Here is a 22096-nt window from a genome sequence, read left to right as displayed (position 1 = left end):
TCATCGCGGCCTTAATACCAGCTGCACCAGCTTCAGGATGCGGCGGTCGGGATTGTCCATGTCGAACACCGAGACCTCGACCCGGCGCAGCTGGGGGTTCGGGCTGACCAGCACTTCTTCCTGGCACATCAGGCGCAGGTCGCCCTGGCCGCAAGCGAAGCTGCGCTTGCCGATCTCGGGAAATTCGCGACCCAGGCGGATCTGTACCAGCCGGTTCTCGGCCGACCAGGTCGCCATCATCGAAGCGCGCAGGCCGGCGCTGTTCGAGGCCAGGCTGCCGACGGCGCGCAGGCCGGCGCCGAGCGCGGTGCCGACGATGACCAGGGCCACCAGCACCTCGAGCAGGGTAAAGCCGCGGGAGCGGGACAGGCGGGGTGTCATTGGACGTTTTCCGTGGATGGATCGACGACGACGAAGTGGCCGACGCCGTCGGCGCTGATCGCCACGCTGACGTTGCCGCTGGCCAGCGTCAGGCGGAAGGGTTTATGCACCGGCTCGCGCCCGAAGGTCACGCGCAGCAGGTCACCGCTGCTGCCGCTGCTGCCGGCGAGCGGCGGATCGAGCAGCAGGCGCAGCGGCGCATTGCGGAAAGGACGCTCGCGCAGCAGGTCGTCCTGGTTCATGGCGGTCCAGCCAGTTTCATTGCGCACCATGAAGCGGTAGCGCTCCGGCGTGGCCTCGAAGGCGACCTCGCGGTTGCGCACGATGGCCTCGTCGCGCGCCAGCTGCAGGAGCAGGGTCAGGCGCTTGGCTTCGTTTTCCAGGTCCTGGCGCGGGCTCGGGATCGCATTGAGCGAGGCCATGCCCAGCGTGATGCCGATGATGACCATCACGACCAGGATTTCCACCAGCGTAAAGCCGGTGGTTCTACGCGGCGCCGCGACGGCAGCCATGACAGGACGTTACTGCTGCCAGGAACCGACGTCGGCGTCTTCGCCCTCGCCGCCGGCCTGGCCGTCGCCGCCGAACGAGAACACGTCGACCTCGCCGTGCAGGCCCGGCGACAGGTACTGGTAGGAGTTGCCCCACGGGTCCTTCGGCAGGCGTTCGACGTAGCCGCCTTCCTTCCAGCCGTTGGCGGCCGGGCCCGAGGTCGGGCGCGTGGTCAGGGCCTGCAGGCCCTGCTCGGTGGTCGGGTAGCGCTGGTTGTCCAGCTTGTAGAGTTTCAAGGCCTGCATCAGGGTGGCGATGTCGGTCTTGGCGGCCACCACGCGCGATTCGCCGGTACGGCCCAGCACTTTCGGCAGCACAAGCGCGCCGAGGATGCCGATGATGACCACGACAACCATGATTTCAACGAGGGTGAAGCCGCGCGCGAAACGGCGGCCAACTGCACGGTGCGATACGTTCTGCATAGTCAATCTTGATAGGTGGATCGGAACAATCGACTTAGTATAAGGCCGAATTGTGACAGCGGCCACTTGCCATGGGTGCGACACCAAGGTGGAGCATTGTATGGCAGAGCTGGCCAAAACGCTGCTCAAGCGTGCGCGCCTCTTTCTGCGCAGACGGGACAGGCCGGGTTGCGCGCTGCGGCGATGCTGGTCCATTCCATTGCGCGGCCGTCGAGCAGCAGCAGGCGCCCGGCCAGCGTTTGCCCGACATGCATGACCAGCTTGAGCGCCTCGGCTGCCTGCATGGCGCCGACAATGCCGACCAGCGGGGCGAACACACCCATGGTACTGCAGGCAACGTCCTCAAAACCACTGTCTTCGGGGAAGAGGCAGGCGTAGCATGGGCAATTTTCTTGACGCATGTCAAACACCGACAATTGCCCGTCGAAGCGGATCGCCGCGCCCGCCACCAGGGGCACCCCGGCTGCGACGCAGGCGCGGTTGAGGGTATGACGGGTGGCAAAGTTATCGCTGCAATCTAATACGACCGTGGCCGAGCGCACAAGTTCCCGTAGTCTTTCGGGTCCGGCGCGTTCACGCAGGGCAAGAACCTCGACTTCAGGATTGATCGCTTGCAGCGCCGTGCGGCCGGACTCGACCTTCGGGCTGCCGATGCGTTCGGTCGTGTGCATGACCTGGCGCTGCAGATTGGTCAGATCGACCTCGTCGTCGTCGACCAGGGTGATGCGGCCGACGCCGCTGGCGGCCAGGTAGAGCGCGGCGGGCGAGCCGAGGCCGCCGGCGCCGATGACGAGGGCGTGCGCGTTCAGGAGGCGTTCCTGGCCTTCGATGCCGATCTCGTCGAGCAGGATGTGGCGCGAGTAGCGCAGGAGTTGGGTGTCGTTCATGGGGATATCCTACACGCTGCCGCCGAGTAGCATCAGCAGTGACCGTAGGGTGGGCACTCTGTGTCCACGCGACATGTCGAGCAGCGTTGGCACAGTCTTTATCGCTATCTCGGAGCACATCGAAACGTGTCCGAGATGATCATTTGGAGGCGCTACCGCCAGGCGGCTCTGCAGTACTAAGTCAGCCAACGCCACATATGCTTTCGCGTGGGCACGGAGTGCCCACCCTACGGTTCACGCAGCAGGCCGGAATAGCGGCCGTTTATTTCTTCGAGCCCTTCAACTCCGGCGGTTTCGTTTCCGCGCCCGGCAAGGCCTTGGCCTCGGGCGAGACCTGGACTTCCACCGCTTCCGCCTTGGCCGTCTTCACGGGCAAGCCCTTGAAGTGGTTCAGCGCTTGCGCCAACTGGAAATCGTCCTTGCCGCCCAGTTCCAGCGGCTGGCGGTTCTTCAGCGCGGCCACGGCCTTCTGGCGCTGCTCGGCTTCGTCGCGCGCCTTGGCCGCGTTCGGCTGTTCGTTCTCGCCGGTGAGGTGGCGCTGCAGGTCGGCTTCGCGCACGCGCAGCGCGTTCAGGCCGTCGCCCTCGGCGGTTTCTTCCACCGCGATGTCCGGCGCGATGCCGGTGGCCTGGATCGGCCGGCCCTTCGGCGTGTAGTAGCGCGCCGTGGTCAGCTTGATGGCGGTATCGGCGGACAGGGGGCGCAGGGTCTGGACCGAGCCCTTGCCGAAGGTCTGGCTGCCCATGATGATCGCGCGCTTGTAGTCCTGCAAGGCGCCGGCGACGATTTCCGAGGCCGAGGCCGAGCCGCCGTTGACCAGCACCACCATCGGCACGGTCTTCAGTTGCGCCGGCATCTTCGCCAGCGGGTCCGCGCCGCGCGGCGCGTAGAATTCGCGCCGGCCATAATACGCCTGGTTCGAGTCCGCGATCTGCCCCTTGGTCGAGACGATCAGCTCTTCCTTCGGCAGGAAGGCGGTCGAGACGCCGATCGCGCCCGGCAGCAGGCCGCCCGGGTCGTTGCGCAGGTCGAGCACCAGGCCCTTGATGTTCGGATTGTCCTTGTACAGGGCGGCGGTCTTGCTCGCCAGTTCGTCCAGGGTCGCTTCCTGGAACTGGCTGATGCGCACCCAGGCGTAATCCGGTTCGACCATTTTCGCCTTGACGCTCTGGACCCGGATTTCCTCGCGCATCACGGGCACGACCCAGGGGCGGTCGTCGCCGCGGCGAGCAATGGTCAGGGTGACCTTGGTGCCGGGCTTGCCGCGCATTTTTTTCACCGCGTCGTCGATCGACAGGCCCTTGACCGGGACGTTGTCGATGCGGGTGATCAAGTCTCCCGCCTTGATGCCGGCGCGGTAGGCCGGCGAATCCTCGATCGGCGAGACGATCTTGACGTAGCCGTCTTCGCTGGCGACCTCGATGCCGACGCCGACGAACTTGCCCTGCACGCTTTCGCGCATCTCGCGGTAGGCCTTCTGGTCGAGGTAGACCGAGTGCGGGTCGAGCGAGGCGACCATGCCGGAAATGGCTTCGGACAGCAGTTTCTTGTCCTCGACCGGCACCACGTAGTCGCTCTTGATCAGGCCGAACACGTCGGCCAGCTGGCGCAGCTCCTCGAGCGGCAGCGGGCTGTCCGCCCCCTTCTGCGCCCAGGCCGAGACCTGCACCGCCAAGGCCACCCCGGCCACCAGGCCGAGGCCGACCAGTCCCGCGTTCTTTGCTTTGTTGCCCATTGCTACCCCTAGAAGTTGATCCAGCTCGCCGGATCGAAAGCCTTGCCTAGATGCCTGAGCTCGAAGTATAGACCCGATTCCTCGTTACCGCCGGTATTGCCCGCGCTCGCGATCGGCTCGCCAGCGCGCACCGCGTCGCCCAGGCGTTTCAGCAGCGTCTGGTTGTTCGCGTAGATCGACAGGTAATCGCCGCCGTGGTCGATGATGATCAGGTTGCCGAAGCCGCGCATCCAGCCCGAATGCACGACGCGGCCGACCGCGACCGAGCGCACCTCGGTGCCTTCCGGCGCCTTGATGAACATGCCTTTCCAGCTTGGGCCGTCGCCGCCGCGCTTGGCACCGAAGCGCGCCGCGATGGTGCCGTTGACCGGCGCCGTGAGGCGTCCCTTCATCTTGGCGAAGGCGCCCGGTGGCGCGGCCGGCGCCAGCGAGATGTCCGGCGTGCGTTCTTCCTGCGCCGGCTGCTCGGCCACCTTCGGCTCTTCCGGCTCGGGCAGGGGTTTCGGCGCCGGCTTGCCGGCTTTCGCCGCTTCGCGCGCCAGGCGTTCGCGTTCGGCTTTCGCCGCGGCGCGCGCCTCGGCCCGGGCCTTCGCTTCCGCCGCTGCCTTTGCGCGGGCGGCGGCCAGCGCTTCCTGGCGCTTGCGCTCGGCCTCGGCCTGCTCGCGGATCAGGCGCGTCAGGCGATCGACCAGGCCGCTCATGCGCTGCTCGTCGCGCTGCAGGGTGTCCGCCTGCTTGCGCTGGGCCACCAGCTTGCTCGACAGGCTGTTCAAGAGTGCGGCACGGCGCACTTTTTCCTTCTCCAGGACAGCCTTTTGATCGCGCTGTTCCTGTGCAATTTCTTCCAGTTCGGTCTTGGCGTTCTCGACCTTGTCACGGTTTTCCTGCACCTGCGCCAGGTTCGCGTTCAGCGAGGCGATCAGGCGCGCCTGGGCCTGCGATACATAGGCCATCATTTGCAGGTCGCGGTTGATGCGGTTCGGGTTGTCGCCCGAGAGCAGCAGCTTGATGCGGTCCTCGTTGCCGGCGACATAGTGCTCACGCAGCAGGCCGGACAATTGTTTTTTCTGTCCAACAATTGTTTTTTCGAGACGCTCGTGCTCGGTTGCCAGGTCCTGCAGGCGCGCATTGGTTTCCTGCTGCTCGTTAGCGAGGTCGCGCAGCGCGCGGTTCGCGTTCGAGATCGCCGCTTCCGACTCGGCCAGGTCGTCGGCGACGTCCTCCTTCTGGTCCTCGGTACGGCTGATCTCTTTCTTCAGCTCGGAGAGCTTTTGCTGGATGCCGGCGCGCTTGGCCTCGGCAGCCGCTTTCTGGCGGCTGCGCTCGGTGGGCTTGGCGGCCAGGGCGGTGCTTGCCAGCACGCAGGCCAGCAGGCCGCACAGCAGGGCGCTGCCGGCCGACTTCTTGACTGGAAAACGCAAGACTTACTTCGCCTTCCCTTGGTTGGCGACAGCTGCCATGGCGGCATTGATCGCTTCCTGGTCGCCCAGGTAGTAGTGGCGGATCGGCTTCAGGTTCTCGTCCAGTTCATAGACCAGCGGCTGGCCGTTCGGGATGTTCAGGCCGACGATGTCGGTGTCGCTGATGTTGTCGAGCATCTTGATGATGGCGCGCAGGCTGTTGCCGTGGGCCGAGATCAGGATGTTCTTGCCGGCGTGGATGGCCGGGGCGATCTCTTCGTTCCAGGCCGGCATCACGCGCGCCACGGTGTCCTTCAGGCATTCGGTCAGCGGGATCTGCGACTTGTCCAGGCCGGCGTAGCGCGGGTCGTCGAAGGAGACGCGGTCGTCCGACGCGTCCAGGGCGGGCGGGGGCGTGTCGTAGCTGCGGCGCCAGACCAGGACCTGCTCGTCGCCGAACTTGGCGGCGGTCTCTGCCTTGTCCAGGCCCTGCAGGGCGCCGTAGTGGCGCTCGTTCAGGCGCCAGTCGTTCTTGATCGGCAGGTACATCTGGTCCATCTCGTCCAATGCCAGCCACAGGGTGCGGATGGCGCGCTTCAGGACCGAGGTGTAGGCCACGTCGAACCTGAAACCGGCTTCGCGCAGCACGCGGCCGGCGGTGCGCGCTTCGTTGATGCCTTTCTCGGTCAGGTCGACATCGGTCCAGCCGGTGAAGCGGTTCTCGAGGTTCCAGGTGGATTCGCCGTGGCGCATGAATACGATTTTGTACATAAGCTCTTCTTTACTCTTTGAAAAAGTCTGCGAAAGGGTTTCTCGAAGCCCCAGAGATATCCGGTCCAGCTTCTATTTTATAATGCTCGGATTGACTTCAACCATTGGAAGCCTTGTGAAATTCATCCTCGATAATATCTTCATTGTTGCAATTGCTGCCATTTCCGGTGGTGCGCTGCTGTGGCCAGCCCTGGCGCCGAAGGGCCGCCGCGCCACCGCGCTGCAGGTAACCCAGCTCATCAATCGCGGCAAGACCCTGGTCCTCGACGTGCGCAGCGCCGACGAATTCGCGGCAAGCCATCTGCGCGACGCGAAAAACATTCCGCTGGCAGACTTGGGCAATCGGATCGGCGAGCTGGAAAAATCGAAAACCCGCACCGTCGTCGTCGTCTGCCAGAGCGGCGCCCGCTCGGACAAGGCCGTGCGCCAGCTGAAAGCGGCCGGCTTCGAAGACGTGCTCAGCCTCGAAGGCGGCATCAACGCCTGGACCGCAGCCGGCTTGCCGGTGACCAAGTAACCCAGAATCGGAAGGAAGAATGATGACTGCCCATGTTGTCCTGTACCACACCGCCAGCTGCCCCTACTGCGTGCGCGCCGAGCGCCTGCTCGAAGCCAAGGGCGTGACCGACATCGAGCGCATCCGCGTCGACCTCGACCCGGAACAGCGCCAGATCATGATGCAAAAGACCGGCCGCCGCACCGTGCCGCAAATCTACGTGGGCGAAACCCACGTCGGCGGCTTCGACGACCTGTATGCGCTGGACCAGGCAGGCCGCCTGGATCCGCTGCTCAAGGGCGAATAAGGCGGATTGACGGGTCCGGGCGGAGGCCCTCGCCGGAGCTATTGCATCCAAATTGATTTTGATACAATTGCCGGTGCGTTTGACTCCAAGCCCATCGGGGGCGGCGCTTGCCGTCCCTTCTACTTCATAACGAAAGCGTTCCATGTCTGACGAAAACCTGCAACCAGTATTCCAAATCCAACGCGTCTATCTGAAAGACATGTCGCTGGAACAACCGAACTCCCCGGCAATCTTCCTCGAGCAGGAAGCCCCGACCATCGAGGTCTCGCTGGACGTCGGCGCCGAAGCAATTGCCGATGGCATCTACGAGTCGACCGTCACCATCACCGTGACCGCCAAGGTCAAGGACAAGGTTGCCTTCCTGGTCGAAGGCAAGCAGGCAGGCATCTTCGAAGCCCGCAACATCCCGGCCGAGCAGATGGATCCGCTGCTGGGCATCGGCTGCCCGAACATCGTTTACCCTTACCTGCGCAGCAACATCGCCGACGTGATCACCCGTGCCGGCTTCCCGCCTGTGCACCTGGCCGAGATCAACTTCGAGGTGTTCTACCAGCAGCGCCGCCAGGCAATGGCCGAAGCCGCCGCTGCCGCACCGGCCAACTAAGCAGTTCGTGCGCCGCCCGCATGGGTGGCTGCAAGGGCAGGCACCCATGCGGGTTCCTGTCCTGCCAAGCAATATCTCGACGGGCAGACGTCACGCACTGTGCGCGGCGCCTGCCCTTCCTGCCATATTGGCGTCTGGTTTTACCAACCCGGGGCCCGCGATGACCTGTTCCCGACTGAGCGCAAGCCTGCTGCTGATGCTGGCATGCGGCAGTGTTTCCGCCTTCGATTTCCGCTCCGTCGGTGCGCCTTCGGTGGTGCTCTACGACGCGCCGTCCGCGCGCGGCACCAAGCTGTTTGTCGCGCCACGCGGCATGCTGGTCGAAGTCGTGGCGCGCTACGGCGACTGGGTCAAGGTGCGCGATGCCGACGGGGCGCTGGCCTGGACCGAAGCGAAGGGCCTGGCGGCGAGCCGGAATGTCGTCGTCAAGACCGCCCTGGCGCGGGTACGCGCCGCGCCCGACGACAACGCGACGGTCGTGATGACCGCCGACAAGGGCGTGCTGCTGGAACTGGTCGCTCCCTCCCCCAACGGCTGGGCACAGGTACGCCACCGCGACGGCATCGTCGGCTATGTGCGCGCCGCCGAGGTCTGGGGTTTCTGAGGCTATCCCATGCAAGAAATGAAGAAGATGAACAAGATTACCGTCCTGGGCGCAGGCGCCTGGGGCACCGCGGTTGCGATCGCCGTGGCCGCGCGCCACGATGTGCTGCTGTGGGGCCGCAATCCCGAGCAGATGGCCGCCACCGAAGCCGCGCGCGAGAACACGACCTACCTGCCGGGCCAGCCGCTGCCGGCATCGCTGCGCGTGACCGCGGACTTCGAGGCGGCGCTGGCGCACGTCACGGATGCGTGTGAAGACGAGGCGCCGCTCCTGATCGCGGCCTGTCCGGTGGCGGGCCTGCGCCCCCTGCTCGAGAGCCTGAAAGGCCGCACCATCCCGAACGTGGTCTGGCTGTGCAAGGGTTTCGAGTACGGCAGCGGCCTGTTGCCGCACCAGGTGGTGCGCGAGGTGCTGGGCGACGCCGTGCCGGGCGCGGCGCTGTCGGGCCCCTCGTTCGCCCAGGAAGTGGCGCGCGGCCTGCCCTGCGCCCTGACCGTGGCCTCGACCTCGGGCGCGCTGCGCGAGCGTGTCGTCGGCGCCGTCCATGGCGGCAACCTGCGCGTCTACGCCTGCGACGACCTGATCGGCGTGGAAGTGGGCGGTGCGGTGAAGAATGTGCTGGCGATCGCGACCGGCGCCGCCGACGGGCTCGGCCTGGGCCTGAATGCGCGCGCGGCGTTGATCACGCGCGGCCTGGCCGAGATCACCCGCCTGGGCGAGGCACTGGGCGCACAGGCCAGCACCTTCATGGGACTGACCGGCATGGGAGACTTGATCCTGACCTGCACCGGCGACCTTTCGCGCAACCGCCGTGTCGGCCTGGCGCTGGCCGAGGGCAAGCCGCTAGCCACCATCGTCGCCGAGCTCGGCCACGTGGCCGAAGGCGTACCGTGCTCGAAGGCGGTGCGCGACCTGGCGGCCAGGTTGGGCGTGGACATGCCGATCACCAATGCGGTGGCGGCGGTGCTGTTCGACGGCTACGACGCGAAAGAAATGGTGGCGCAGTTGCTGGCGCGTGATCCGAGGAATGAGCTGGCGTAAAGCCGATTGTTCAGTCGCTGCGCGTTCAATGACGCAGCGGCGACCTGTAGGGTGGGCACACCGTGCCCGCGCGAAAGCGTGAGCGGTGTTGGCACGATTCGCGCCGCGCTACATGTTTAAAGTCAGCGCTTCCGAATGATCATTCGGAGGCGTTTCGACATACCGAAGGCGGCAACAAAAGTTGAGCTAACGCGGCTCGACGTTTCGCGTGGGCACAGCGTGCCCACCCTACTGTCGACGTCGCGTCAAACGATTGCTGGCGGGTGCTCCAGCGTGGGTTGAACGCGTGGACGGCATAGCCGCCTTGCGCGGCCCGGTCCATCCTACGTCCCTTCGGTACACACTACCGGTTCAGCCGCCCTGCCCGCGCGGGTCCCTGGTCGGGCCACCGGTGCGGACTGGACCCAGCAGGATGGTCATCAGGGCCACCGCGTCGACGTTGGCGCGGATCGCGTGCGGTTCGCCGCCGGCGAGATACACCATCTCGTTCGGACGCAGGACGATGGTGCGGCCGTGGGCGTCGAAAGCGATTTCTCCTTCCAGGCACAGCAGCGTCATCTCTCCTTCGACCCGGTGCTCGGGCATCGGCTTGTCCTTGGGCACGACCAGCCGGATCAATTCCATGTGCTCGGTCTTGGCCAGGGCAATCGACGTGAAATTGGCGATGTCATCTTCGCCGCGGTGCAAGGCGATCCGTTCGCCCGATGCTGCGTGTTGCAAGGCCATGTCGCCTCCTTTCTACTCTTCGTTGGTATAGGGCACGCTGCGCAGCCAGGTCACCAGCGCAAACGCATCCTCGAATCCGCGCGCCAGCCGCGGCACCAGCTCCTCCGGCTTGTTCAGGGCCAGCGGTACCTCGTTCCAGGCAAAAAAGCTCTTCAGCTTGATGTATTCGATGTGCGGATGGTCCACATCGAAGCCTTTCGGCGGCCGCTGCAAGCGGTCTTCTTCGAGCAGGCTGCGGTAGGTCGCGCGCAGGTGTTTATTCTTTAATATTTTCGCGAATCCTGTCGCATCGTTGACGATGTGCTCGCGAATCGCCTTCAGGCGCTTCGGCGGGGGCAGGTATTCGCCCGCACCGAAGCCCAGGGTGCCGTCGCCTTCGATCTGGAAGTAATAGGTCGGGCCCGCGCCTGCGCTCGGGCGGCGCTTGTCGTTCGGCGCGATGCCGGCCGAGAAGCGCGTTTTATAAGGCGTCTTGTCGTTGGAAAAGCGGATGTCGCGATTGATGCGGAACATCGCCTTCTTCGGGTCGCAGGCGGCGACCTGTTTGTCGAACCTGGCCAGTTCGCGGATCAGGTCGCTGACGACGGCATGGAACTCCTCGCGCAGGATGTCGTAGCGCGGTTTGTTCATGATGAACCAGGGACGGGTGTTGTTCTCTTTGAGCTCGGTCAGATATTGCGTCAGGTCACGCAGGTGCATGGAGGGTCCGGAAAAGTGTAAGGATTTTATTCGCTCTGGCGCGGCCGTTTGCCCACAAGGACGTCTACCGTCGCCTCGCGGTTCTGGCGCATCAGCGTGAGGCGCGCCTTGGCGCCCGGTTCGAGCTGGGCGACCAGGTTCAGCATGTCGCCGGTACTGGATACCGGCTTGCCTTCGACCGCGAGCAGGATGTCACCCGGGCGCACACCGGCGCGGTCGGCCGGGCCGTTGCGCACCACGCCGGCAATGATGGCGCCGCTCTGGCGCGCCAGGCCGAAGCTGTCGGCCAATTCGGGGGTGATGTCCTGCGATTCGATGCCGATCCAGCCGCGCACCACCTGGCCGTGCTTGATGATCGATTCGAGCACCGTGCGCGCCGTCGAAACAGGGATGGCGAAGCCGATGCCGATCGAGCCGCCGGTCTGCGAGTAGATCGCCGAATTGATGCCGAGCAGGTTGCCATGGGTGTCGACCAGGGCGCCGCCCGAGTTGCCGAAGTTGATGGCGGCGTCGGTCTGGATGAAATTCTCGAAGTGGTTGATGTGCAGGTTGTTGCGCCCCACCGCCGAGATAATGCCCATGGTGACGGTCTGGCCGACGCCGAAGGGATTGCCGATCGCCAGCACGACGTCGCCGACGCGCGCTTCGTCCGGCTGGCCCAGCACCATTACCGGCAGCTTGTCCTCCTTGATGCGGATCACGGCCAGATCGGTCTCGGGATCGGTGCCGACGATCTTCGCGGCGGCCTTGCGGCCGTCGGCGAGCCCCACCTCGATCGCGTCGGCGCCTTCGACCACGTGGTTGTTGGTGATGATGTAGCCCTCGGCGCTGACGATCACCCCCGAGCCGAGGCTGGCGAGCTGCTCCTGGGGCGGCATGCGGTCGCCGAAGAAGCGGCGGAAGAACGGGTCCTTCAGGATCGGGTGCGCTTCGCGCGACGCTTTACTCGTGAGGATGTTGACGACCGCCGGCATGGCGCGCCCGGCCGCCTCGCGGTAGCTGCCGGCGGCCGGCACCGACTGCGCCTGCAGCACCGGCACCGTGCTCGCCTTGGGTCCAACCGGCACCTGGACCGGTGTGCCCCCCAGCCAGTCGGGGCGGAATACCATCAGGACAAAATAAATCGCCAGCACGATCGTGACCGCCTGGGCAAACAGCAGCCACAGCCGGCGTGCCGTGCTCGGGGTCGATGTGTTGGCGATGTCTTTCACTGCTTCGGTGTGCTACGCAAGGAATCGCGGATGTCCCGCAGCAGGAGGATGTCTTCCGGGGTGGCCGGCGCCTTGGCCGCTTCCTCGGGCACCATGCGCTGGCGCAGGCGGTTCATCAGGCGCACCATCTGGAAAATGATGAAGGCCAGGATGATGAAATTCAGGAGGATGGTGATGAAGTTGCCGTAGGCGATGACGGCGCCACCTTTTTTCGCTTCCACCAGCGCCAGCCCATATGCCTGGCCATTCAGGGGAATATAGTAGCTGGCGAAATCGAGACCGCCGAAGATGCGGCCGATAGGCGGCATGATGACGTCCTGCACCAGCGAATCGACGATGCGGCCGAAGGCGCCACCGATGATCACGCCGACCGCCAGATCGACCACATTGCCGCGCATGGCAAATTTTTTAAACTCTTCCATCATCGACATTGCGTTTCCTCCAGTTTTGATTAAGGTTCTTGTTGAAATAGCTAATGCGATGATACCGCAAGGCCTTGGATGCCGTACGCACGCCCGGGTTCCGCACCCATGGCGTCATGCAGGATGGCTGAACTGCACTGCAGCATCGGCTGCCAACGGGACGCCCGTCCGTTTATTGCCGCGCACGTAATATTTTTTCTCCAATAAAGATTGCCATTCACATATAATTTTGTGTTGCTGCAAGCTCTTTATTGATTCTAAAGTTTCGTAATTTCACGGAGTGGGGTTGGTATGAGTAATGAAAAGCAGGTCGATACAGGCCGGCGCGGCTTGCTCGTCGCTACATGCGCGGCGGGCGGGGTCGTCGGTGTAGCCACGGCAGGCGTCCTGGTCAGCACGTTCCAGCCATCCGAGCGGGCGAAGGCGGCCGGCGCTCCGGTCGAAGTGGACATTTCCGACGTCAAGCCGGGCGAAATGAAGGTCGTCGAATGGCGCGGCAAGCCGGTCTGGATCCTGCGCCGCACGCCGGAAATGATGGCCAGCCTCCCCAAGAACGATCCGCTGCTTGCCGACCCGAACTCCGAGAAGATCTACCAGCTCGAGATGCCGGAGTACGCGAAGAACGAATTCCGCGCCCGTCCCGAGCACAAGGAAGTCCTGGTCACCGTGGGCATCTGCTCGCACCTGGGCTGCTCGCCCTCTTCCCGTTTCGCCGAAGGTCCGCAGCCGAACCTGCCGGACAACTGGCATGGCGGCTTCCTCTGCCCCTGCCACGGTTCCACCTTCGACCTGGCCGGCCGCGTGTTCCAGAACAAGCCGGCGCCGACGAACATGGATATCCCGCCGTACATGTACCTGTCCGATAACAAGATCGTGATCGGCAAAGACGAAAAAGGGGAGGCATAACATGGGCGGCCCATTCAAGGAAACGAAGCTGCCGGCCACCGCGCCGGCCGGCCACCGCGCGCTGGCCTGGATCGACGACCGCTTTCCGCTGTCGAAACTCTGGTACGAACAGTGGGGCCGCTACTACGCCCCGAAGAACTTCAACGTCTGGTACATCTTCGGCTCGCTGGCGATGCTGGTGCTGGTGCTGCAGATCGTCACCGGCATCTTCCTGACGATGCACTACAAGCCGGACGCGAATCTCGCCTTCGGCTCGGTCGAGTACATCATGCGCGAAGTGCCCTGGGGCTGGCTGGTGCGCTACATGCACTCGACCGGCGCCTCGGCCTTCTTCATCATCGTCTACCTGCACATGACCCGCGGCCTGCTCTACGGCTCCTACCGCAAGCCGCGCGAGCTGATCTGGCTGTTCGGCTTCGCGATCTTCCTGTGCCTGATGGCCGAGGCCTTCTTCGGCTACCTGCTGCCCTGGGGGCAAATGTCGTACTGGGGCGCCCAGGTGATCGTCAATCTGTTCGGCGCGATCCCCGTCATCGGACCGGACCTGTCGCTGTGGATCCGCGGCGACTACGTGGTCTCGGATGCGACCCTGAACCGCTTCTTCGCCTTCCACGTCATCGCCCTGCCGCTGGTGCTGCTGGGCCTGGTCGCGGCGCACCTGATCGCCCTGCATGAAGTGGGCTCCTCGAACCCGGACGGCATCGAAGTCAAGGACAGCATCGGCCCGGACGGCCATCCGCTCGACGCGATTCCCTCGCACCCCTACTACACGACCAAGGACTTCTTCGGCGTCTCGGTGTTCCTGCTGATCTTCTCGGCGGTCGTGTTCTTCGCGCCTGAGATGGGCGGCTACTTCCTCGAGTACAACAACTTCATCCCGGCCGACTCGATGAAGACCCCGCCGCACATCGCGCCGACCTGGTACTTCACGCCGTTCTACTCGGTGCTGCGCGCCACCACCGCCGACTTCATGTACGTGCTGATGGCGGCGATCGCCCTGTACGTCGTGTTCATCTGGATGAAGTCGCGCCTGTCGTTCAAGGCCAAGGTCGCGATCGCGGTCATCGCCCTGCTCCTGATCATCGGCATGCTGCCGCAGGTGCTGGACGCGAAATTCTGGGGCGTGGTGCTGTTCGGCTCGTCGGTGGTGATCCTCGCCTTCCTGCCCTGGCTGGACCACTCGCCGGTGAAGTCGATCCGCTACCGTCCGAACTGGCACAAGTGGGTGTACGCCGTGTTCGGCCTGGCCTTCGTGACGCTGGGCTACCTCGGCACCCAGTTGCCGACCCCGGCGGCCGGCATCATCTCCCAGGTGTGCACGCTGTTGTACTTCAGCTTCTTCCTCCTGATGCCATGGTGGAGCGCCGCCGGCCGGTTCAAGCCGGTGCCCAAGCGCGTGACCTTCCATCCGCATTGATCAACGGACAAGCCAAGGACAACCATGAACTTCACGAAGAAACTGCTCGCGGTCCTGGCGCTGGTGCCGGGACTGGCATTCGCGGCCGAAGGCGGCTTCCCGCTTGACCGCGCACCGGAACGCCACGACATGGCCTCGCTGCAGAACGGCGCCAAGCTGTTCGTCAACTACTGCCTGAACTGCCACTCGGCCAACGCCATGCGCTACAACCGCCTGCGCGACCTGGGCCTGTCGGATGACCAGATCAAGAACAACCTGTTGTTCTCGGCCGACAAGGTGGGCGAGATGATGACCACGGCGATGCGCCCGGCCGACGCGAAAGCCTGGTTCGGCGCGGTGCCGCCGGACTTGTCGGTGATCGCCCGCGCGAAATCATCGCCGGCCGGCACCGGGGCGGACTACCTGTACACCTACCTGCGCACCTTCTACAAGGACGACACCCGCCCGACCGGCTGGAACAACATGGTCATGCCGAACGTGGCGATGCCGCATGCAATGTGGCAGCTGCAGGGCATCCGTACGGCCAAAATGGTCGATGCGCCGGATCCGCACGAAGCCGGCAAGACGATCCACAAGTTCGCCGGCTTCGAGCAGGTGACGCCGGGCACGATGAGTCCGCAAGAGTTCGACACCGCGACCGCTGACCTGGTGGCCTACCTGAGCTGGATGGCTGAGCCAGCGCAAGGAACCCGCAAGAAACTCGGTGTTATCGTCCTGATTTTCCTGTCGATTTTCGCCTTCCTGGCCTGGCGTTTGAACGCTTCGTACTGGAAAGATGTGAAGTAATTCGTTTTCATTGCCCGCTTGGCTATAATACGGGCAATCATTTTTCGGGGTGAGTCGCTCGGCGCTTCACCCCTTTGTTTCTTAAGGAACTATAAACCATGATGGTTCTCTACTCCGGCACCACGTGCCCGTTCTCCCAACGCTGCCGCCTGGTCCTGTTCGAAAAGGGCATGGATTTCGAGGTGCGTGACGTCGACCTGTTCAACAAGCCGGAAGACATTTCGACGATGAACCCGTATGGCCAGGTGCCGATCCTGGTCGAGCGCGAACTGATCCTGTACGAATCGAACATCATCAACGAGTACATCGACGAGCGCTTCCCACACCCGCAGCTGATGCCGGCCGATCCGCTGATGCGCGCGCGTGCCCGCCTGATGCTGTTCAACTTCGAGAAAGAGCTGTTCGTCCACGTGCACGTCCTGGAAAGCGACCGCAACAAGACGAACGAGAAGGCCCACGACAAGGCGCGCGCCGAAATCCGCGACCGTCTCACCACGCTGGCGCCGTTGTTCCTGAAGAACAAGTACATGCTGGGCGACGAGTTCTCGATGCTCGACGTGGCGATCGCACCGCTGCTGTGGCGCCTGGACCACTACGGCATCGAGCTGTCGAAGACCGCCGCGCCGCTGATGAAGTACGCCGAGCGCATCTTCTCGCGTCCTGCCTACATCGAAGCACTGACCCCGTCGGAAAAGGTGATGCGCCGTTAAACGGTTGCAGCGGGGCGCATGCGTGTGCCCTGCGGGTCCCGCGGTCTCTACCCTCCCCACGCCAGTTTGCGCCGCCTTTTGGCGAATCGCAGTAAACTGGCGCTTCGCGCATGCACGCCGGGTAAGGCGCCCGCCGCCCGTGCCTGCCTGCGCCGCAAGCGGCGCCCGAATCGGCGTCATGCGACGCGCCTTGCCGGACAAACCAGAATTCATTTGCACATGCCTGAGATTTCAACCAAGCCCTATTTGCTGCGCGCTATCTATGAATGGTGCACCGACAGCGGTTACACGCCCTACCTCGCGGTGAAGGTCGACTCGGCCACGACGGTTCCGATGGAATACGTCAAGAAGGGCGAGATCATCCTTAACATCAGCTACGGCGCCACCTCGGGGCTGAAGATGGACAACGACGCGATCCATTTCCGCGCCCGCTTCGCCGGCGTCTCGCGCGAAATCTACGTCCCGGTGCAGAACGTGCTGGCGATTTACGCCAACGAGAACGGCCAAGGCATGGCCTTCGACGTGAGCGTGACCGCCGCCGACATGCCGGCGCCGAGCGAGGAAACCGCCGCTCCGACCCTGTCCGCCGTGCCCGCCAGCGCCAGCGAAACCGAGCCGGCGCAGGTGTCGCATTCCCCCGACGATGGCGACAACGAACCGCCGAAAAAAGGCGGCCGCCCAACGCTGACGCGGATTAAATAGCGGTATAATCCCAGCCGTACAGATTACGCCGGCTTAGCTCATTTGGTAGAGCAGTTGATTTGTAATCATCAGGTGGCCAGTTCGAAACCGGCAGCCGGCACCAAACATCCGTAAAAAGCAGTCAGTGCAAAAAGCCCAGCCTCCATGGCTGGGCTTTTTGTTTTCCGCTTTTGCCGATATCAACTAATGCAATTTTCTGTGAGCATTTGGCGTTTCTTGATGGATATACTTGGTCTATCTCCTTATCCGGATTCCTGAGTCCATGAAAAAAACCCACGCCGTTGCCGCAGCAGCCGCTGTCGCCGCCACTCTGGTCCTGACCAGCTATGCAAGTCCGTACTGGACGCTGAACCAGATGAAAACGGCGATCGCGGACAAGGATGCCGACAAGCTGTCCGAGCATATCGATTTCCCGGCCCTCCGCGAAAGCTTCAAGGGCCAGATGATGACGATGATGAACAAGCGGATGTCCTCGACCGAGATGGCGAATAATCCGTTTTCCGGCGTGGGGAAAATGATGGCCGTCGCGCTCATCAATCCGCTGATCGATGCAGCCGTCTCGCCTGCTGGTGTGCTGGCCATGATGGAGTCGGGCAAGGTGCAGCCCGCGCCTCAGCAGACGCCGAAGGCGGATCCAGCCACTCCACAAGACAAGCTCGATTACTCGGTGAATTACCAGAGCTGGAGCAAGGTGGCCGTTTCCCAGCCGGGCCAGGATGCAGGCCGATTCATCCTCAAGCGAACGGGCTTCTGGAGCTGGCAACTGAGCGCGCTCGAGCTGCCCAGATCACTGCTCGAATCGGATAAGTGAATCAACATCGGGACGCACCATTTTACGCGGCAGACGTAGTCAAGGCTTGCGCACCAATCCCGTGAGTCCCGGGACTGCTCTCCCAAGCTGGTCTGCGGGCGTTTCGGACGCTTCGGTCCTCGTATTGCGCAGCCTGTCGCATTGGCAGCTCCCTGCCGCCTCTCGCGGCATATAGTGCAGCCATTCGAACAAGCACGGAGACCACCATGACCAGACTGCTCGGCACTACCCTCGCGGCATCCATCCTGATGCTTGGCGCAAGCCCGGCCTTTGCCGCCGACGTGATCCGCGAGGCGCGTACCGTCGACGCCCGCGTAACGCGCGTCAAACTCGATGGCGTGGTCGACCTGGTCCTGCGCCAGGGCGCCAAGCCTTCGCTCGTGATTTCCGGCGACCGCATGGAAGTGGCGCGCGTGACCACGCGCCAGCATGGCGAGACGCTGGAAATCGATACCGAAAAGCGCAGCAATGTCACTCGTGGGCGCAACGAACCGAAATTGCGCGCCGAACTGACCGTGCCGAACCTGGCCGAATTCGTGTCCGAAGGCGTGGGTGCGAGCACGGTCAGCGGGTTCGGCGGCGAGCGCATCGTGCTTGCGCTCGACGGCGCCGGGGCGGTCACCCTCAACGGGAATTACCGACACGTCGACGCGCGCCTGGGTGGCGTCGGCAGCATGACGATCGATGCCGGCCGCGCCGAGCGCATGGACCTGGCGCTGCGCGGCGCCGGCCGGCTGGCGGTGTCTGGCCAAACGAAGACCTTGCGCGCCACGCTGGCGGGCGTGGGCAATCTCGACGCGGAGAAGCTGCGCGCCGACGTCGTGAACCTCGACATGAGCGGCCTCGGCGGCGCCACCGTGTATGCCAGCTCGGCGGCGAACCTGAACCTGAGCGGCATGGGTTCGGCCACGGTGTACGGCAAGCCGGCGCAGCGCAGCGCCACGACCGAGGGACTCGGCAAGGTCAGCTGGCGATAAAAGCCTGTCTCGGTAGAACTGCGTTACTTCTGCCGAGACGGGTATGGGCGCGCTTACCTGATGATGGTGTTGTTGCGCACTTCCTTCACGCCCTTGACTTCACGCGCGAGCTGTACGGCCTTCTGGGCGCTTTCACGCGATTCAACGAAACCGCTCAGCTGAACCGTCCCCTTGTAGGTCTCGACCTGTACCTCCGTGGCCTTGACGGCGGGATCGGCTGCGAACGCGGCCTTGACCTTGCTGGTGATGACGGCGTCGTCGACATATTCGCCGGTGCCCCGGTGCTGAGCGGTCGATCCGCAGGCGGTCAGCGACAATGTGGTGGCGGCAATGAGGATGGCAGTGAAACTGGCGGTGAAACGCTGTGCAATTTTCATGGCAACGCTCCCTTGAGATGAGACGATATCGTCACATTTTCAGGTGAGGTTGTCGACCGCGTTTGATACGGAACAAAGGTGTCTGTGCGTACGCGGCCTCAGGGCGCCTTTGCGAGTGACGCAATCGCAACACCCGGCGCCTCGGCAGCCGGCGCCGGACGCAATGCAATCTTGCCGCGCGCAAAATCCTGGCCGATGACGAGGCGCAGGTCGGCAGGCCGCGTGCTGGCAACCTGCACCAAGGCCACACTGTCGAAACGCGCCGCCAGGCGCTCGGCCGCGCCGCGGTAGTCGGCACCATGCTCGATACGGGTGCGGCGCACACTGAAACCCTGTTCGTTGCTCAGCCGCGTGACGCGCAATCCATTGCCGCCGACCTGGCGCGACAGGGCGCGTGCCATGCCCGTCACTCCATTTCCATTACGAATTTCGAGCAGCACCGGCTCCGGGCTGCCGCGCCGCACCGGCGGCAGCGGCGACGGCGGCAAGCCGGCCGGCAGTTGCTGGGCCAGCGCGCGCGCAGAAGGAATGCGGCGCAGCGTCAGGCTGCCGTCGGCGCCAGTGAGCACCTGGGTCTCGGCCCATTCGGGGTCGGGCCGCGGCGCTTCGACCGCGGCCTGGATCGCCGCCACGGCGCTGCCGCCGGCGGCCGCGTAGTCGCTGCGGAAATCGTGTTCGCGCAGCGCGCTGGCCTGGCGGAACATCAGTTCGGCGCGATCGTCCTGGCCCATCCGGCGCAGCGTTTCACCCAGGTTTTGCCAGGCGCGATGGTTCAGGGGGTCGAGCAGGCAGGCCTTTTCCAGCGCGACGATGGCCTGTACATAGTCGCCACCCAGCAAGTAGGCATAGCCGAGATTGGCGAACAGGTAGGCGCTGCCGGGACCGGAGGCCAGTGTCGCGTCCTTGGTCAGTTCACGCCAGATCGGGATGGCCTGGACGAAGTCACCCTGGCGCGCGAAGGCGGCGGCCAAGGCATTGCGGGCGCGCACATGACGCGGATCGGCCGCCAGGGCGACGCGATAGGCCTGGACCGCTTCGTCGTAGCGGCCCGCAAGGTGATGCGTACGGCCCTGGCCATAGGCGGCTTCGGCATCCGGTCCCGGGGGCATGTCCGGCTGACGGGTGATGTCGGCGCAGGCCAGCAGCAGGGCACCGGCGCACAGTACCGACATTTTCTTGAGAAGTATGCGTGGTTTCATGGTCATGCTCCCGTGATGTCAACGCGCGGCGACGGCGGCCAGCGTACGGCTGATCTGCATTACTGCCGGTCCCAGCAGCACCATCAACAGCGTCGGAAAAATGCAAAAGATGAGGGGAAACAGCAGCTTGAGACCGATCTTGGCGGCACATTCTTCTGCCAGCATGCGGCGCTTGGTCCGCAGGTTCTCTGAATACACCCGTAGCGAGTCGCCGACGCTGGTGCCAAAACGTTCTGACTGGATCAGCATCGCCACGAGCGTGTCGACGTCGTCAACGCCGCTGCGCAGGGCGAAGTTACGCAACGCCTTTTCCTTGCTGAAGCCGGCTCGCATCTCCATCAGCACGATCTGCAATTCCTGCGCCAGTGTCAGGCTCTTGATGTGAATCTCGGCGGCCACCTTGACGAAGGCACGCTCGAGGCTCAGACCGGCCTCGACGCATACGGTCAAGAGGTCCAGGGCATCGGGCATCGTCTCGAAGATTTCGCGCTTGCGTCGCGCCGCAATGCGACTGAGGATCATGTTCGGCATGTAGTAGCCGACCGTTGCGGTAAGCAGCAGCAGGAACATCAGCTTGCCCCCCGAGAGCACGATCACGGAGCTCGCTGTCAGCACGCCCACGATGGCCGGCCCGAGCAGGGCCAGCACTGTCTTCGAGGCGAAGAACAGGGTCGGCGCCACGGGATTGCGCCAGCCGGCATTCATGAAGCGGGTGCGCAGCGCCGATTTTTCCCAGCCTTCTTCCGGGATCGACAGCTTGGTCAGGGGCTGGCTGACCTTGGCCACCTTCTCGACCCAACCGTTCGGTTCGAGTTGGCTGGCTTCCGATTTGCCGATGAAGCGGCGTAGCCGGGTGCGCAAGGTCTCCGGGGCGAACAAGGCCATTGCCAGCCAGGCCAGGGCGCAGACGATCCCGAAGACGATCAGGAGAAAGGACAGTTGGGCGGCATTCATGGCGGTACCTCAAATCCGGATGCGGATGATTTTGCGCAGCCAGACCACCCCGAACAGGATCATCCCGGCCGCATACCAGAGCAGGCGCACGCCGGCCGGATCGGTCCACAGCATGCTTACGTATGTCGGATTCACCGCCATCAGTATCAGGGTGACGGCAAGCGGCAGCAGCCCGAGGATCCAGGCCGACATGCGTCCTTCGGCCGACAGCACCCTGACCTGGGCCGCAAGCTTCAGGCGACCGCGGATGATCATACTGATATTGCCGAGGATCTCGGCCAGGTTGCCGCCGGACTCGCGCTGGATCAGCACCGCGATGATGAGGTAGCGCAGGTCGGTCAGCGGAATGCGGGCAGCCATGTTGTGCAACGCTTCGCCCATCGGCACGCCGTAGTTGATTTCCTCGCGCGCGATACGGAATTCCCCGCTGAGCGGCTCGGGCAGCTCATTGCCGACGATCTGCAGTACGTTGGTAAACGAGTGGCCGGCGCGCAGGGCGCGCGCGATGAAGTCGGCGGCGTCGGGCAGCTGATGTTCGATGCGGCGCAGGCGCCGCGTGCGGGCGCGCCGCATCAGCATCCAGGGAGACGCCAGCGCCAGCAGCGCGATCGCCAGCCGGACCGGCAAGGGCATGGGCCAGCGCGCCGACGCAAGCAGGGCCAGCAGCATCGCTGCCAGCGAGCAGCCAATGAAGCGGTCGACCGATAGCACGCTGCCGGCCTGCACCAGCAGCGTGTCGAGTCGCCGCAGGACCGAAACACGATGCAGCAGGCGGTCCAGGCCGTCATGGCTGCTGAAGCGGCGCTGTTTCAGGATCGAGATGCGTTCGCCCGAGCGCCCGGTCCCATCCGACATCACCTGCAGCCGGCGCGCCACGCGCTGCGCGGCCTTGCCATAGGTGCTGGACCACCACAGCCAGACGCCTTCGATCAGCAGGATCACGGCGGCGAACAGGAACACGACGAAGCTGTAGAAAAGGACATCCATTGCGCGGCTCCA

Annotated in this window: 27 protein-coding genes and 1 tRNA gene; 13 read left to right on the top strand and 15 right to left on the bottom strand. The window is 64.2% G+C overall.

Translation table 11 applies throughout. The features are described from left to right. The 7 genes from gspI to gpmA form a co-directional block, all read right to left on the bottom strand. Complete coding sequence (gene gspI, locus ACSUZJ_RS02185; RefSeq protein WP_499412902.1) at positions 1-381, bottom strand: type II secretion system minor pseudopilin GspI; 381 nt, start codon at positions 379-381, stop codon at positions 1-3. Next, a complete protein-coding gene (locus tag ACSUZJ_RS02180) occupies positions 378-893 on the bottom strand; it encodes a GspH/FimT family pseudopilin (RefSeq protein WP_499412900.1) in 516 nt (171 codons plus the stop codon). Before ACSUZJ_RS02180 ends, gspI begins: the two co-directional genes overlap by 4 nt. Positions 894-902: 9 nt before the next feature. Then, a complete protein-coding gene (gene gspG, locus ACSUZJ_RS02175) occupies positions 903-1355 on the bottom strand; it encodes a type II secretion system major pseudopilin GspG (protein WP_499412898.1) in 453 nt (150 codons plus the stop codon). A gap of 125 nt (positions 1356-1480) precedes the next feature. Beyond that, positions 1481-2242 (bottom strand): HesA/MoeB/ThiF family protein, encoded by a 762-nt coding sequence (locus ACSUZJ_RS02170; RefSeq protein WP_499412896.1) that lies wholly within the window; start codon positions 2240-2242, stop codon positions 1481-1483. A gap of 262 nt (positions 2243-2504) precedes the next feature. After that, positions 2505-3977 carry a S41 family peptidase gene (locus ACSUZJ_RS02165; RefSeq protein ID WP_499412894.1) on the bottom strand — a complete coding sequence of 491 codons (1473 nt, stop codon included), beginning with the start codon at positions 3975-3977 and terminating at the stop codon, positions 2505-2507. A gap of 8 nt (positions 3978-3985) precedes the next feature. Beyond that, positions 3986-5398 (bottom strand): murein hydrolase activator EnvC family protein, encoded by a 1413-nt coding sequence (locus tag ACSUZJ_RS02160; protein ID WP_499412892.1) that lies wholly within the window; start codon positions 5396-5398, stop codon positions 3986-3988. A gap of 3 nt (positions 5399-5401) precedes the next feature. Further along, the gene (gene gpmA, locus ACSUZJ_RS02155; protein WP_499412890.1) at positions 5402-6148 is read right to left on the bottom strand and encodes a 2,3-diphosphoglycerate-dependent phosphoglycerate mutase; all 747 of its coding nucleotides are present in this window, start codon (positions 6146-6148) and stop codon (positions 5402-5404) included. A gap of 115 nt (positions 6149-6263) precedes the next feature. Between gpmA and ACSUZJ_RS02150 the strand changes: the two genes are divergently transcribed. From ACSUZJ_RS02150 to ACSUZJ_RS02130, 5 genes are all read left to right on the top strand, one after another. Continuing rightward, positions 6264-6665, top strand: a complete 402-nt coding sequence (locus ACSUZJ_RS02150; RefSeq protein ID WP_499412888.1) for a rhodanese-like domain-containing protein — start codon at positions 6264-6266, stop codon at positions 6663-6665. A gap of 22 nt (positions 6666-6687) precedes the next feature. After that, positions 6688-6951 carry a glutaredoxin 3 gene (gene grxC, locus ACSUZJ_RS02145; protein WP_182990218.1) on the top strand — a complete coding sequence of 88 codons (264 nt, stop codon included), beginning with the start codon at positions 6688-6690 and terminating at the stop codon, positions 6949-6951. A 142-nt stretch (positions 6952-7093) separates the two neighbouring features. Continuing rightward, a complete protein-coding gene (secB, locus tag ACSUZJ_RS02140) occupies positions 7094-7555 on the top strand; it encodes a protein-export chaperone SecB (RefSeq protein WP_499412886.1) in 462 nt (153 codons plus the stop codon). A gap of 160 nt (positions 7556-7715) precedes the next feature. After that, positions 7716-8159 (top strand): SH3 domain-containing protein, encoded by a 444-nt coding sequence (locus ACSUZJ_RS02135; RefSeq protein ID WP_499412884.1) that lies wholly within the window; start codon positions 7716-7718, stop codon positions 8157-8159. Between the two features lie 27 nt (positions 8160-8186). After that, positions 8187-9200, top strand: a complete 1014-nt coding sequence (locus ACSUZJ_RS02130; protein ID WP_499412882.1) for an NAD(P)H-dependent glycerol-3-phosphate dehydrogenase — start codon at positions 8187-8189, stop codon at positions 9198-9200. Between the two features lie 351 nt (positions 9201-9551). Here ACSUZJ_RS02130 and ACSUZJ_RS02125 read toward each other — a convergent pair whose 3' ends face one another. Genes ACSUZJ_RS02125 through mscL form a run of 4 tightly spaced genes read right to left on the bottom strand, consistent with a single transcriptional unit; the run spans position 9552 to position 12267 of the window. Beyond that, positions 9552-9926 (bottom strand): cupin domain-containing protein, encoded by a 375-nt coding sequence (locus ACSUZJ_RS02125; RefSeq protein ID WP_499412880.1) that lies wholly within the window; start codon positions 9924-9926, stop codon positions 9552-9554. Positions 9927-9938: 12 nt separating this feature from the next. Next, a complete protein-coding gene (locus ACSUZJ_RS02120) occupies positions 9939-10625 on the bottom strand; it encodes a DUF2461 domain-containing protein (protein WP_499412878.1) in 687 nt (228 codons plus the stop codon). 26 nt (positions 10626-10651) lie between these two features. Then, positions 10652-11836, bottom strand: a complete 1185-nt coding sequence (locus ACSUZJ_RS02115) for a Do family serine endopeptidase (RefSeq protein ID WP_499412876.1) — start codon at positions 11834-11836, stop codon at positions 10652-10654. Beyond that, a complete protein-coding gene (gene mscL, locus ACSUZJ_RS02110; protein ID WP_499412874.1) occupies positions 11833-12267 on the bottom strand; it encodes a large conductance mechanosensitive channel protein MscL in 435 nt (144 codons plus the stop codon). The genes ACSUZJ_RS02115 and mscL overlap by 4 nt, the downstream gene beginning before the upstream one ends. A gap of 282 nt (positions 12268-12549) precedes the next feature. Here mscL and petA point away from each other — a divergent pair, with 282 nt between their 5' ends. The 8 genes from petA to ACSUZJ_RS02070 all read left to right on the top strand — a co-directional run bounded on the left by petA (position 12550) and on the right by ACSUZJ_RS02070 (position 18567). Next, positions 12550-13164, top strand: coding sequence for a ubiquinol-cytochrome c reductase iron-sulfur subunit (gene petA, locus ACSUZJ_RS02105; RefSeq protein WP_499412872.1), 615 nt, complete (start codon positions 12550-12552; stop codon positions 13162-13164). Between the two features lies 1 nt (position 13165). Then, on the top strand, positions 13166-14581 hold the full coding sequence (locus tag ACSUZJ_RS02100; protein ID WP_499412870.1) for a cytochrome b: 1416 nt from the start codon (positions 13166-13168) through the stop codon (positions 14579-14581). A 24-nt stretch (positions 14582-14605) separates the two neighbouring features. Continuing rightward, positions 14606-15367: a cytochrome c1 gene (locus tag ACSUZJ_RS02095; RefSeq protein WP_499412868.1), complete on the top strand. Its 762-nt coding sequence runs from the start codon at positions 14606-14608 to the stop codon at positions 15365-15367. Between the two features lie 98 nt (positions 15368-15465). After that, entirely contained in the window at positions 15466-16077 is a 612-nt protein-coding gene (locus tag ACSUZJ_RS02090) for a glutathione S-transferase N-terminal domain-containing protein (RefSeq protein WP_056342583.1), read from the top strand. Between the two features lie 219 nt (positions 16078-16296). Continuing rightward, a complete protein-coding gene (locus tag ACSUZJ_RS02085) occupies positions 16297-16779 on the top strand; it encodes a ClpXP protease specificity-enhancing factor (RefSeq protein WP_499412866.1) in 483 nt (160 codons plus the stop codon). A 27-nt stretch (positions 16780-16806) separates the two neighbouring features. Further along, positions 16807-16882 (top strand) — tRNA-Thr (locus ACSUZJ_RS02080). A gap of 159 nt (positions 16883-17041) precedes the next feature. Next, complete coding sequence (locus ACSUZJ_RS02075; protein ID WP_499412864.1) at positions 17042-17590, top strand: DUF2939 domain-containing protein; 549 nt, start codon at positions 17042-17044, stop codon at positions 17588-17590. 206 nt (positions 17591-17796) lie between these two features. Next, positions 17797-18567 (top strand): GIN domain-containing protein, encoded by a 771-nt coding sequence (locus ACSUZJ_RS02070; protein ID WP_499412862.1) that lies wholly within the window; start codon positions 17797-17799, stop codon positions 18565-18567. 53 nt (positions 18568-18620) lie between these two features. Here ACSUZJ_RS02070 and ACSUZJ_RS02065 read toward each other — a convergent pair whose 3' ends face one another. From ACSUZJ_RS02065 to ACSUZJ_RS02050, 4 genes are all read right to left on the bottom strand, one after another. Continuing rightward, positions 18621-18944 (bottom strand): BON domain-containing protein, encoded by a 324-nt coding sequence (locus tag ACSUZJ_RS02065; RefSeq protein WP_499412860.1) that lies wholly within the window; start codon positions 18942-18944, stop codon positions 18621-18623. 98 nt (positions 18945-19042) lie between these two features. Beyond that, entirely contained in the window at positions 19043-20143 is a 1101-nt protein-coding gene (locus tag ACSUZJ_RS02060; protein WP_499412858.1) for a tetratricopeptide repeat protein, read from the bottom strand. Between the two features lie 18 nt (positions 20144-20161). After that, positions 20162-21097, bottom strand: coding sequence for a type II secretion system F family protein (locus ACSUZJ_RS02055; RefSeq protein WP_499412856.1), 936 nt, complete (start codon positions 21095-21097; stop codon positions 20162-20164). Between the two features lie 9 nt (positions 21098-21106). Then, positions 21107-22084: a type II secretion system F family protein gene (locus tag ACSUZJ_RS02050; RefSeq protein ID WP_499412854.1), complete on the bottom strand. Its 978-nt coding sequence runs from the start codon at positions 22082-22084 to the stop codon at positions 21107-21109. Positions 22085-22096 lie beyond the last annotated feature (12 nt).

It is taken from the genome of Telluria sp. B2 (assembly GCF_051789535.1).
In the GTDB taxonomy this organism is placed as follows: domain Bacteria; phylum Pseudomonadota; class Gammaproteobacteria; order Burkholderiales; family Burkholderiaceae_D; genus Telluria.
This window is presented reverse-complemented; position numbering and strand designations above follow the sequence as displayed.

Bases quoted from the DNA above. Each gene is read 5' to 3' on its own strand.
- gspI (WP_499412902.1), bottom strand. From the start codon at position 381: ATGACACCCCGCCTGTCCCGCTCCCGCGGCTTTACCCTGCTCGAGGTG.
- ACSUZJ_RS02180 (WP_499412900.1), bottom strand. From the start codon at position 893: ATGGCTGCCGTCGCGGCGCCGCGTAGAACCACCGGCTTTACGCTGGTG.
- gspG (WP_499412898.1), bottom strand. From the start codon at position 1,355: ATGCAGAACGTATCGCACCGTGCAGTTGGCCGCCGTTTCGCGCGCGGC.
- ACSUZJ_RS02170 (WP_499412896.1), bottom strand. From the start codon at position 2,242: ATGAACGACACCCAACTCCTGCGCTACTCGCGCCACATCCTGCTCGAC.
- ACSUZJ_RS02165 (WP_499412894.1), bottom strand. From the start codon at position 3,977: ATGGGCAACAAAGCAAAGAACGCGGGACTGGTCGGCCTCGGCCTGGTG.
- gpmA (WP_499412890.1), bottom strand. From the start codon at position 6,148: ATGTACAAAATCGTATTCATGCGCCACGGCGAATCCACCTGGAACCTC.
- grxC (WP_182990218.1), top strand. From the start codon at position 6,688: ATGACTGCCCATGTTGTCCTGTACCACACCGCCAGCTGCCCCTACTGC.
- secB (WP_499412886.1), top strand. From the start codon at position 7,094: ATGTCTGACGAAAACCTGCAACCAGTATTCCAAATCCAACGCGTCTAT.
- ACSUZJ_RS02135 (WP_499412884.1), top strand. From the start codon at position 7,716: ATGACCTGTTCCCGACTGAGCGCAAGCCTGCTGCTGATGCTGGCATGC.
- ACSUZJ_RS02130 (WP_499412882.1), top strand. From the start codon at position 8,187: ATGAACAAGATTACCGTCCTGGGCGCAGGCGCCTGGGGCACCGCGGTT.
- ACSUZJ_RS02125 (WP_499412880.1), bottom strand. From the start codon at position 9,926: ATGGCCTTGCAACACGCAGCATCGGGCGAACGGATCGCCTTGCACCGC.
- ACSUZJ_RS02120 (WP_499412878.1), bottom strand. From the start codon at position 10,625: ATGCACCTGCGTGACCTGACGCAATATCTGACCGAGCTCAAAGAGAAC.
- mscL (WP_499412874.1), bottom strand. From the start codon at position 12,267: ATGTCGATGATGGAAGAGTTTAAAAAATTTGCCATGCGCGGCAATGTG.
- petA (WP_499412872.1), top strand. From the start codon at position 12,550: ATGAGTAATGAAAAGCAGGTCGATACAGGCCGGCGCGGCTTGCTCGTC.
- ACSUZJ_RS02100 (WP_499412870.1), top strand. From the start codon at position 13,166: ATGGGCGGCCCATTCAAGGAAACGAAGCTGCCGGCCACCGCGCCGGCC.
- ACSUZJ_RS02095 (WP_499412868.1), top strand. From the start codon at position 14,606: ATGAACTTCACGAAGAAACTGCTCGCGGTCCTGGCGCTGGTGCCGGGA.
- ACSUZJ_RS02090 (WP_056342583.1), top strand. From the start codon at position 15,466: ATGATGGTTCTCTACTCCGGCACCACGTGCCCGTTCTCCCAACGCTGC.
- ACSUZJ_RS02085 (WP_499412866.1), top strand. From the start codon at position 16,297: ATGCCTGAGATTTCAACCAAGCCCTATTTGCTGCGCGCTATCTATGAA.
- ACSUZJ_RS02075 (WP_499412864.1), top strand. From the start codon at position 17,042: ATGAAAAAAACCCACGCCGTTGCCGCAGCAGCCGCTGTCGCCGCCACT.
- ACSUZJ_RS02070 (WP_499412862.1), top strand. From the start codon at position 17,797: ATGACCAGACTGCTCGGCACTACCCTCGCGGCATCCATCCTGATGCTT.
- ACSUZJ_RS02065 (WP_499412860.1), bottom strand. From the start codon at position 18,944: ATGAAAATTGCACAGCGTTTCACCGCCAGTTTCACTGCCATCCTCATT.
- ACSUZJ_RS02060 (WP_499412858.1), bottom strand. From the start codon at position 20,143: ATGAAACCACGCATACTTCTCAAGAAAATGTCGGTACTGTGCGCCGGT.
- ACSUZJ_RS02055 (WP_499412856.1), bottom strand. From the start codon at position 21,097: ATGAATGCCGCCCAACTGTCCTTTCTCCTGATCGTCTTCGGGATCGTC.
- ACSUZJ_RS02050 (WP_499412854.1), bottom strand. From the start codon at position 22,084: ATGGATGTCCTTTTCTACAGCTTCGTCGTGTTCCTGTTCGCCGCCGTG.